The sequence below is a fragment of the Arthrobacter sp. CAN_A2 genome (genome assembly GCF_015752045.1).
Lineage (GTDB): Bacteria > Actinomycetota > Actinomycetes > Actinomycetales > Micrococcaceae > Arthrobacter_D.
The window spans coordinates 1-8,566 of record NZ_JADOUS010000028.1 but is presented as its reverse complement, the minus strand read 5'-3'; the positions used below and the strand labels follow the sequence as shown (position 1 = coordinate 8,566).

The 8,566-nt window shown below is 65.8% G+C and carries 9 protein-coding genes; 6 read left to right on the top strand and 3 right to left on the bottom strand.

Annotated elements, in window-relative coordinates; translation table 11 throughout:
- Positions 1-198: 198 nt before the first annotated feature.
- From IWX63_RS15955 to IWX63_RS15945, 3 genes are read right to left on the bottom strand one after another with little or no spacing between them, the layout of a single operon-like run.
- The gene (locus IWX63_RS15955; RefSeq protein WP_199279143.1) at positions 199-507 is read right to left on the bottom strand and encodes a hypothetical protein; all 309 of its coding nucleotides are present in this window, start codon (positions 505-507) and stop codon (positions 199-201) included.
- 10 nt (positions 508-517) lie between these two features.
- Positions 518-1,288, bottom strand: coding sequence for a hypothetical protein (locus IWX63_RS15950; protein WP_199279142.1), 771 nt, complete (start codon positions 1,286-1,288; stop codon positions 518-520).
- Positions 1,285-2,013, bottom strand: a complete 729-nt coding sequence (locus IWX63_RS15945; RefSeq protein WP_199279141.1) for a hypothetical protein — start codon at positions 2,011-2,013, stop codon at positions 1,285-1,287. The genes IWX63_RS15950 and IWX63_RS15945 overlap by 4 nt, the downstream gene beginning before the upstream one ends.
- Positions 2,014-2,190: 177 nt before the next feature.
- On the opposite strand from IWX63_RS15945, the gene IWX63_RS15940 reads away from it, so the two are divergent.
- The 6 genes from IWX63_RS15940 to IWX63_RS15915 all read left to right on the top strand — a co-directional run.
- Complete coding sequence (locus tag IWX63_RS15940) at positions 2,191-3,309, top strand: transglycosylase SLT domain-containing protein (RefSeq protein ID WP_199279140.1); 1,119 nt, start codon at positions 2,191-2,193, stop codon at positions 3,307-3,309.
- The gene (locus IWX63_RS15935; RefSeq protein ID WP_199279139.1) at positions 3,306-3,947 is read left to right on the top strand and encodes a hypothetical protein; all 642 of its coding nucleotides are present in this window, start codon (positions 3,306-3,308) and stop codon (positions 3,945-3,947) included. Before IWX63_RS15940 ends, IWX63_RS15935 begins: the two co-directional genes overlap by 4 nt.
- Positions 3,944-6,922 carry a MinD/ParA family ATP-binding protein gene (locus tag IWX63_RS15930; protein ID WP_199279138.1) on the top strand — a complete coding sequence of 993 codons (2,979 nt, stop codon included), beginning with the start codon at positions 3,944-3,946 and terminating at the stop codon, positions 6,920-6,922. Before IWX63_RS15935 ends, IWX63_RS15930 begins: the two co-directional genes overlap by 4 nt.
- A gap of 2 nt (positions 6,923-6,924) precedes the next feature.
- Positions 6,925-7,527, top strand: a complete 603-nt coding sequence (locus tag IWX63_RS15925) for a DUF6668 family protein (RefSeq protein WP_199279137.1) — start codon at positions 6,925-6,927, stop codon at positions 7,525-7,527.
- Between the two features lie 15 nt (positions 7,528-7,542).
- Positions 7,543-7,848: a hypothetical protein gene (locus IWX63_RS15920; RefSeq protein ID WP_199279136.1), complete on the top strand. Its 306-nt coding sequence runs from the start codon at positions 7,543-7,545 to the stop codon at positions 7,846-7,848.
- 40 nt (positions 7,849-7,888) lie between these two features.
- A partial coding sequence (locus IWX63_RS15915; RefSeq protein WP_199279135.1) for a hypothetical protein occupies positions 7,889-8,566 on the top strand: 678 nt, incomplete at its 3' end.

The window sequence follows — 8,566 nt, the reverse complement described above, 5'->3', positions numbered from 1 at the left end:
GATGTCTGCCCGATCCGAGAACGTCAAAGCCCTGCGTCCCACCAGGCAACTCCCTCTATCCAGTTATGTTGTTGCTACGACGCTATGACACCAAGTGGACTTCACCTTGTGAGCGACGGTCAAAGTACTCTCGATAGCACGCAGGGGACTGTACCAATATGGCACAGTCCCCTAAAATTAAGTAACTGAATCGTTCCGCTAGCTCTTCCAGGCCCAGGCCACGAGCCGCTTCTTGGCGTCTTCTGCTGGGACGTCGATCGAGGTGGAGCAGAAGGCTTCTCCAAACATGGTCCTGACCGACTTCGCTGTGCGGAAGTATTGGCCGTGCTTGTCGATCCTGCGGGCGGAGACGCCGAGGTACCGGGCAGTCTGCCGGCGGTTCATCCCGGCCTCGATGCAGATTTTCACGGCACGGAAAATGACGGCGTAGGCGGCCTCGTTTTCCGGGTTCGCCTTCGTCAGGATCCGCTCCACAGCGAGCTTGGCCTCTAGTGGTGTCTGATTCACGTTCCGCTCCTCACTTGATCGACAGGCCGGTGTCGAAGGTCTTGCGTGCCAGCTGGCGCGTCTTGGCGTAGGCGAAAGCCCACAGTCCTAGGACCACGCAGGCTGTTGATATGTGCGTAACCAGCTCGAAGATGTAGAACGCTTCGGCCCCTGCCCGTAGTTCCAGCGGGTAGGCGAGGGCGCGTGCGATGGAGAGCACGAAGCCGACGAAGATGAGCCTTGAGGCCAGGCGCCCGAATCGCAGCGGGTTCCTGCGGCTGTCTCGGAAGACCGGCAGCAGGAGGGGCCCCAGCACGTAGGCGGTGTAGGCGAGGACGATCCACTCGTTCAGTTCTACCGCAGGCTGCTCTTGGTACATCTCCAAGCGGGGTGATGCCTCGGGGGTGTCCGCGGCGATGAGGGTGATGAGCATCCCGGAGGCTGCAATCACGCCGGCGAGGGCGCCGCGCTTTCCAATGATCCAGGTGGTGGCCGTTTCTGAGCCGTAGGCGATGGCGAGGTGCACGCCGAGGACCGCTACAGCTCCCATCGCGCAGCATTTGGCTATGAAGTCGGTGCCGTTGGAGATAGGCACGATGGCTTCCAGCACTTGGTAGACGCCCGGGAGGGAGAAGACGTAGGCGGCGGTCAGCAGCACTCCCATGAGAGCCAGCCGCCCGGTAGGGCGTAGCAGTGCTCGCGCCCCTTCGGGTGTGCGTTTGGACGTCAGACGGTGGAACGTCAGGCCACCGAGGAAGATCAGCATGAAGCTGACTGAAATGACGTAGATGCTGTCGTTCATCCAATCAGGTCCGTCAGTTTCTCCGCGTATTCGAGGGCTTCCTTGCGCTGCCGGAGGCGGCGCTGAAGGAGGTTCAACCGTTGTTGGATGAGTTCGACCAGGTCCTCGTTCTTCATCACCATCAGCGCCGTTTCCCGGATGTCCTCGGGCCAGTCGCCCTCTTCCATGGTGATGAGTCCGACGACGACAAGCCCCGCGACCATCGACGTCCTGCTGACCCGGGCAGCAGTGACCGCCTGGATGGGGGTGAGCTTGTTCTCCGAGAGCTGGCTGAACAGGTAGGTGATCGCCGTTCCCGTCTTCTCGGCCACATCGTGCCGGACGTCGCCGGTGTCGATGGCATCGATCCACGCGCGATGGGAACCGTCGTGGGGGAAGTTGATTTTGACCTTATCGTTCCGAGGGAACAGGTCTTCGTGGAAACGGTGCTGTAACTCCACCATGAGGTCGGCGTGGTGAACCTGGCTGAGAACTTCCGCGGCCATTGGGGTGCGAGGCCGGCTGTCGAGGTCTTCGTAGTCCTTGAAGTCCGTCAATGCCGTGATCGGGTCGATACCGACGGCTCGGGCTACACCGACGATGGTCGTCTCGGGGACGTTGCCTCGCCGGATCTGGTTGCCCACCGTGACGCGGTGCAATCCGGTCAGGCGGCCCAGCTCGCTTGCCGAGGTGGTGATGCCGCGTCGTTCGAGCCATTGCTTGAAGTCAGAACCAGAAACAGCCACGGCACCTCCTTCAAGAGATCGCTAGATGAGTACGACACATACGAATAGCCATGATGTCAAAAACTAAGGTATCCTTAGAAATAAGGAATTGGCATCAGCCTTCATCCTCACCGACTCAAATTTTACCGGGCACCACCTAACAGTGCCTGCTCTCTTCGCGCCCCGAAGGAGGTAGCAGTGGATGAAGGCAAGAAGCGCAGCCTTTCGCCGCTGCTGGCTCTGGTGATCCTTGTACCTCTCCTGGCCGGCCTGCCCGTCGTGGGCATTGCAGGGGCTGCAATCCTCACGCAGACCGAGGAAAAGCCTGCTGCGTGCGTCATCTCTGCGGTCGGCGAGACAGCCGGGGGCCTCACTTCATCGCCGGTAATCCCGAATGGTTGGGGCGCGCTTGTCGACGCCGCCGCAAAGACAGCGGGCCTGCCGGTGAGCGTGGTCGCCGCGCAGTTGAAGCAGGAATCAGGCTGGAGTGCGGCCGCACGGAGACCTGCAGGGGCTCAGGGTGTGGCTCAGTTCATGCCCGGCACCTGGGCCTTGTACGGGGAGGGTGGGGACCCGTTCGCAGCCGAGGACGCCATCCCTGCCTACGGGCGCTACATGGCGGCCCTGAAAGAGCAGGTACAGCCACTGGCCGGTGACGACGCCGATCTACTCGTCCGGCTGACCCTCGCCGCCTACAACGCCGGGCCCGGCGCCGTGCAAAGCGCCCAGGGCATCCCGGCGTTCACGGAGACCGAGCAGTACGTCGAGAAGATCCTCGCAACAGGGCAGGGCGAATTCTCCGCTGACTGCACGGCACCGGCGGGGACGGTCGCATGGGACGGCGACCTCGGCGACGGCGAGTGGACCAACCCGCTGCCGGGCGGCGTTTTCACCTCCGGCTACGGGCACCGCAACGTCCCGGGCCTGCCCGCCTGGGCGCAGGACCACGTCGGCGTGGACCTGTCGACCCCGGGTGCCGGCACCGGCAACGGCGGCCCGATCATCGCACCGACGGATCTGCGGATCACCGGCTTCAACGACAAGGACGGCTGCGTGATCGCCAAGGAGGACGGCGACGATCCCGATTTCGGGTTCGCGTTCTGCCACCTCAACGCCTACAGCGTGGCCGTGGGGGACCGGTTGAAGCGCGGCGACGTCGTCGGCACCGAGGGCAACAAGGCCGGCCTCGGGCTGGTCGCCACACACCTGCACTTCGAGATTTACAAGCCGGAAGCACCGGCGGTCGTCTACCCCTACCAGGGCTGGAACCTCGACCCGGAGCCCATCCTGAAAGAGAAAGGAGCGTGGGTGCGATGACCCGTCGCTCACACACCAACCTGCACCGGGCCGCCGCACTGACGGTCTCGATGATGTATTTGACCAGCTGCGCCGCCGACGCACCCGCATCGAAAGACGCGGCCCCTATCTCCGCGCCGACCACCGTCTACGAAGGTTCCTACACCTCGCTCCCCGCCGAGGAAATCCTCGGCGGGAACACGTTCGCCTCCCCGGAGGATGCCGACCGGTCCGACGTCGACTCGACCGCCCGTGTGGCGGCTCTCATGTTGCATGCGTGGGACACGACGGTGGACCGCACCGAAACGGCAGCCGCGGTGCGCGCCATTCCGCTGATGAGCGAGGAGTGGGCGGCGGACCAGGTCGAGCCGGAGCGCAACGCGAGCAACGGCGAATGGTTGGAACCAGCCGAACACGACGCCTACAGCGTCCCCCGGGCAGTTCCGGCGATCGGCGACGCCGGACAAGACGTCGCCCCGGACAAGGCCATCCGGGTCCTCGACGTCACATGGCGCTGGGTAGCCCGCGACGAGACGCCGCTGGAGGGGGGCGGTCACCGGCAGGTGGCCGTGTACCTCGAGAAGACGGACGGCCAGTGGGACGTCGTCGGGCACCAGACCCGCGACATGACCGCCTCGATGACGGGGGAGGGCAAATGACTCCGGCAGTGCATTCCTGGCCCGTCATCCGTCTCACCATCGGGGAGGGCGAAATCGTCGCGGACGCGAACGGCGACGTCCTCACCTACCCGGTGCTCGATGACACGTCCGCAGCCGACGTCGCGGCCGACGCAGCAGCGGAAGCGTGTCGGCGTCTGGGCTTGGCCGCATGCCGGGTGCAGGGACTCACTGAGGACGGCGAGGTCTACGAGATGGTCGTCGACGCCGGGCTGGGCACGCTCGAGGAACGGGAAGACACCACCTCCACCGCCCCTACCGGCGGCACCGGTACGGGCACTGCGCGTACTGGGTCGAAGTCTGCACGCCGCCGCACTCCTGCACGCCGGAAGGCTGTGCTCTGGGGAAGCGCGGGCGTCCTGGCGGTCATCGTCGGTTTCAGTGCCTTTTACACGTTGCAGGACAACGCGGCCGAGCCGGTGGCGACGGTCTACACGCCGCCTCCCGCGCAGCTGCCGGTCCCGGCGCCTGCCGGGTGGGACACCTACGGTGACTGGACGACACCGATGACCGGATCCAATGTGAAGGCGATCCTTGATCCCTCGGGGCAGCCGGTGAGCGTGGACGGCTCGAAGCTGATCGGCCATGACCCTCGGACGGGTGTGGAGCGATGGACGCGCACCGCGCCATTCACGATCGCGCAGCTGGCCCTGTATACCCTCGATGGGCAGTCCAGGGTCGCGGCCGCAGCGGCCCGCGAGCTGGTGCTGTTCGGTGACGGAGCGGACCCGATCCGCGTCGATGTCCCCAAGGACGGAACGATCATCCTGGACGGCGGGACGGCACCCCGCGTGGACCTACCGAACAAGCGGACACTGATCGTCGCAGCCGACGGCAGTACGGCGGCGCGGGTGGTCCCGGCGACCGCGGAACCCATCGAAGCCCTCGGCGATGACCTCGTGGCAGCAGACACACGCTCCGGACGGATCTGGCGCGTCACGCAGGACTCGGCAGCCCTCCCAGCCCCGGCGAAGCTGCCTGCACCCTCGGCAGGGGCGGAACTGGTCACGGTCCTCGGATCCGTGAACGGGACGGTCGTCGCGGCATGGAAGACCAACGACACCACCACCATCGGCTTCTACGCCCTTGGAGATGCCGCCGATGCGACAGAAGCGACGCAGGTCGGCATCGTCAACGTCGAAGGAACCGACGTCGCCACCTCCGGTATCCAGGTGGACCGGGACAACGGCCTACTGATGGCCGGCACGGTCCTGGTCGACGTCGACGCGAAGCAGGCCCACCGCCTGCCCGGGGCCGGGAAGCTGGCAGCCGGGTACGCCTGGGTCTCCACCAACACCGAGCAGCTGCGGATCAACGCGCAGGGCGTCACCGAAACCACGACCGACGCCGCCCGGGCAGCGATTCCCGACGTCGTCACCGACGACGGCAAGGCAATGACCCGGGCCGAAGGATCCTCCACCGGCCTGCTGTATGCGCTGACGCAGGTCGCACCCCGACCCACAGCAACACCCACCCCTGCTTCCAGCCCTTCCTCTACCACGACTTCTACTCCGAGCCCCACCCTCGACTGTTTCCCCGAAGGAGAACCCCTGATGAGAATGACCGCTGTCATCGACCCGGCCGGCACCCTCGAGCTTGACCTGGGAGGCGAGAAAACCACCTCCGGCTACCCCTCGGTTATGGACGCCCGCCGCTCCGTCATGAGCACCGCGACCGACCTCGCGGCCGAGACGAGCACCGCGACCGAGCTGCACATCGAGGACCCGTCCGGATCCCGCACGATCCTCGTTCAGACCGACGGCGCCGTCATCGAGCAGGACACTAAGAGTGAATCAGCACCGTTGCCCGAAGCGGTCGAGCCTGCGGCGTCCCCGGTCACCCCAGAAGTGCCGGCCGTGCCGGAGGCCGCGGCGGAAGCACCAGCACCCGTTGCCACTCCTGCTCCTGCTCTCGTGGAGGTCCCCGTGGTCACGGAAGCGACAGCACCGGAAACCGCCGCTTCATCAGCTGTCGTACCGGCTGTCGTATCGGCAGTGGCACCGGCGGAAACGGTGAATCCGCTGCCGACCCGCAGGACGGCGATGCCGTCGTTCGTCGACCGGCCGGACGCTGACTCGCCCGCACAAGCGGGTTTTCGCGGTGTGCTGAATCAGTTCGGGTTGAAGCTCGCGGCCTCGCCGGCGGAGTTGGAGCAGCGCCGGGACGAGAAGACTGTCTCTCAGCACTGGGCCGGGCCTCGCACGATCACGGTCCTGAATCCCAAGGGCGGGGCGGGTGAGACGCCGACGGTGATCTGCCTGTCCGCTGTGTTCGCCCGACTCGGCGGCTCCGGTGTCCTGGCGTGGGACAACAACAACTCGCTGGGCTCGCTGGGATGGCGGACCTTCGACGCCGGCCATGAGGCGACGGTGGTCGATCTCCTCGAGCAGACGGACTACTTCATGACCGCCGGCGCACGGGCCGGTGATCTGGCGTCCTACGTCCATCACCAGCCCTCGGACCAGTACGACGTACTTCGCTCCGATGACCGGTCGGGCGCGAAGAAGCGGCACGAGGTCACCGGCGACGAGGTCCACCGCCTCTACTCGGTGGCCGCGAAGTATTACCGGCTGATCCTCATGGACTCGGGCAACACCGAACGCGGGGACAACTGGGAGGCGATGATCGGGCGCTCGGACCAGGTCGTCATCCCGGTGAAGTCCGTCGACGACGCCGCCGAAGGCGCGTCCCGGGTCTTGAGCGCCCTGCGGGCGGGCAACGAGCACGCGCAGTCCCTGGCGGACCGTGCAGTGGTGATTGTCCTGGGCTGCACCCCGTCTCACGGGCCGGCGAAGCTGAACGAGCTCGCTGAGTCCTTCCGCCCGTTCGTGAAGTCGGTCGTCACGGTGCCCTACGATCCGTCGCTGATCGAGGGCCGGATCCGGTTCTCCTCGATGCTCCCGCAGACCCGCCGTGCCTGGCTCCGGGCCGCCGCGCAGATCGCGGAGGGACTGTGACCGTGACCCCGCAGCGCAATCCCTTTGTCAATGAGCCGGAGGTAGAGCCGCAGGAAGACCCGATCGACGATGACCCGATCCTCGGGCAGCGCGAATCGCTGAGGGGCCCGCGGAACATTCAGCAGACCCTGGCCGCCGAGCCTGTCGAGGAAGAGGAACCAGCGGCCCCTGTAGCCGTGACCAGCGCGACACTGTGGCTGGTCGGTGCCTCCGGTGGCGTCGGCACCAGCACCCTCGCGGGCCTGTGCTCGGAAAACGTCGTCGATGAATCCGAGCGGCGTCCGACCTACGCAGGCCGGGCCCTGCTGGTGTGTTCGACCAGTGCGTCCTCGCTTGAGGCCGCACAGCAGCTGGCGCGTAAGTCCGCGTCCGGGCAGCTGCCCTATGAGCTGGTCGGCCTGGTGATCGTCCATGACCGGCCTAAGAACCGGCTGACGAAGCCGACGCTGGATTTCGCGCGCGGGGTTGCGCGGATGTTCCCGGTAGCCATGACAGCGCCGTATGAACCCTCGTGGCGCGAGGTTGGCGTCACCCCACAAGCTTCCGGGACACGGCTGAAAAGCGTGCTCCGGAAAATCGAAAAGATCGCCCGCTCCGGGCACTGAGAAAGGCAAACTCCCATGTTCGGAAACACTCTGGCAGCACACACGATGACCACCATCAACGCGCTCACGCCGGTCCGTGAAGGATCGCTCTCGGCCCAGACCTTCACCCCGACGCAGCCTCCCGGCACGGAGGGCCTGACACAGGTCATCGGGTGGATCCTATGGGGTGCGGGACTTGTCCTGTTCGTGTTCTTCATCTTCGGCCTCGTCTCCGCCGGCAGGAACCGACGGCAGGGCAACGAGATCGAGGCACCCATCTGGCCCATGGTCGCCGCCTGCCTGCTGGGCGCTTCGGGGGCCGTGTGGACTGCAATCACCTGAGCAACAACGCCCACCCACCTGATCGAGAGAAGGACAGACGATGAGCACACAGGACACCGCCCAGGAACCGAAGGCCCGCCCGAAGTGGTTTGGCGCCGCCGTGATGCTGCTGGCCCTGGTGCTGGTCGGCCTCCTCGCGTGGGGCATCCGAGCATTCCTCTTCCCCGGCAATGAAGAACCGGCGGCAGAGCCCACTACCTCTGCCTCGCAGACAGCGCCATCGTCTGCCTCGGCGTCCGCGTCCGCGTCGGCAGCACCCGTCGAGGACGCGGATGCTGCGTGGGACTGCCAGGTGGACCTCAACAGCGACGACGCATCTGTGGCTGACAGTGCTCCCGCGATCGAGGAGTGGGTAGTCGGCGGATACAACGTCATCCCGTTCTCGGAGTTCGGCGGCTGCGAGAAATTGCCTTCCACCTTGCGTGTCGGTTACGCACCGACCGAAGCAGGGTCACTGGTGGCGGCGGCCACCTATGCGGTCGCTCTTGACCCGGCGGCCAGCGAGCAAGCAGCGTCCGACCTCGAAGCAGCTGTAGCGGAAGGGCCGAACCGAGTGCTGTTGGGCGAGCGAGCACAGCGTATCCGCGACGGGCTCGAGCAGAGCGAAGACACCTCCGTCATCACCCGGTTGACCCTGCTGGGCTACATCCAGAACAGCTACACCGATGACGCAGCGTCCTACCGGCTGATCTACTCGGCACCCGATGCATCGGGTCTG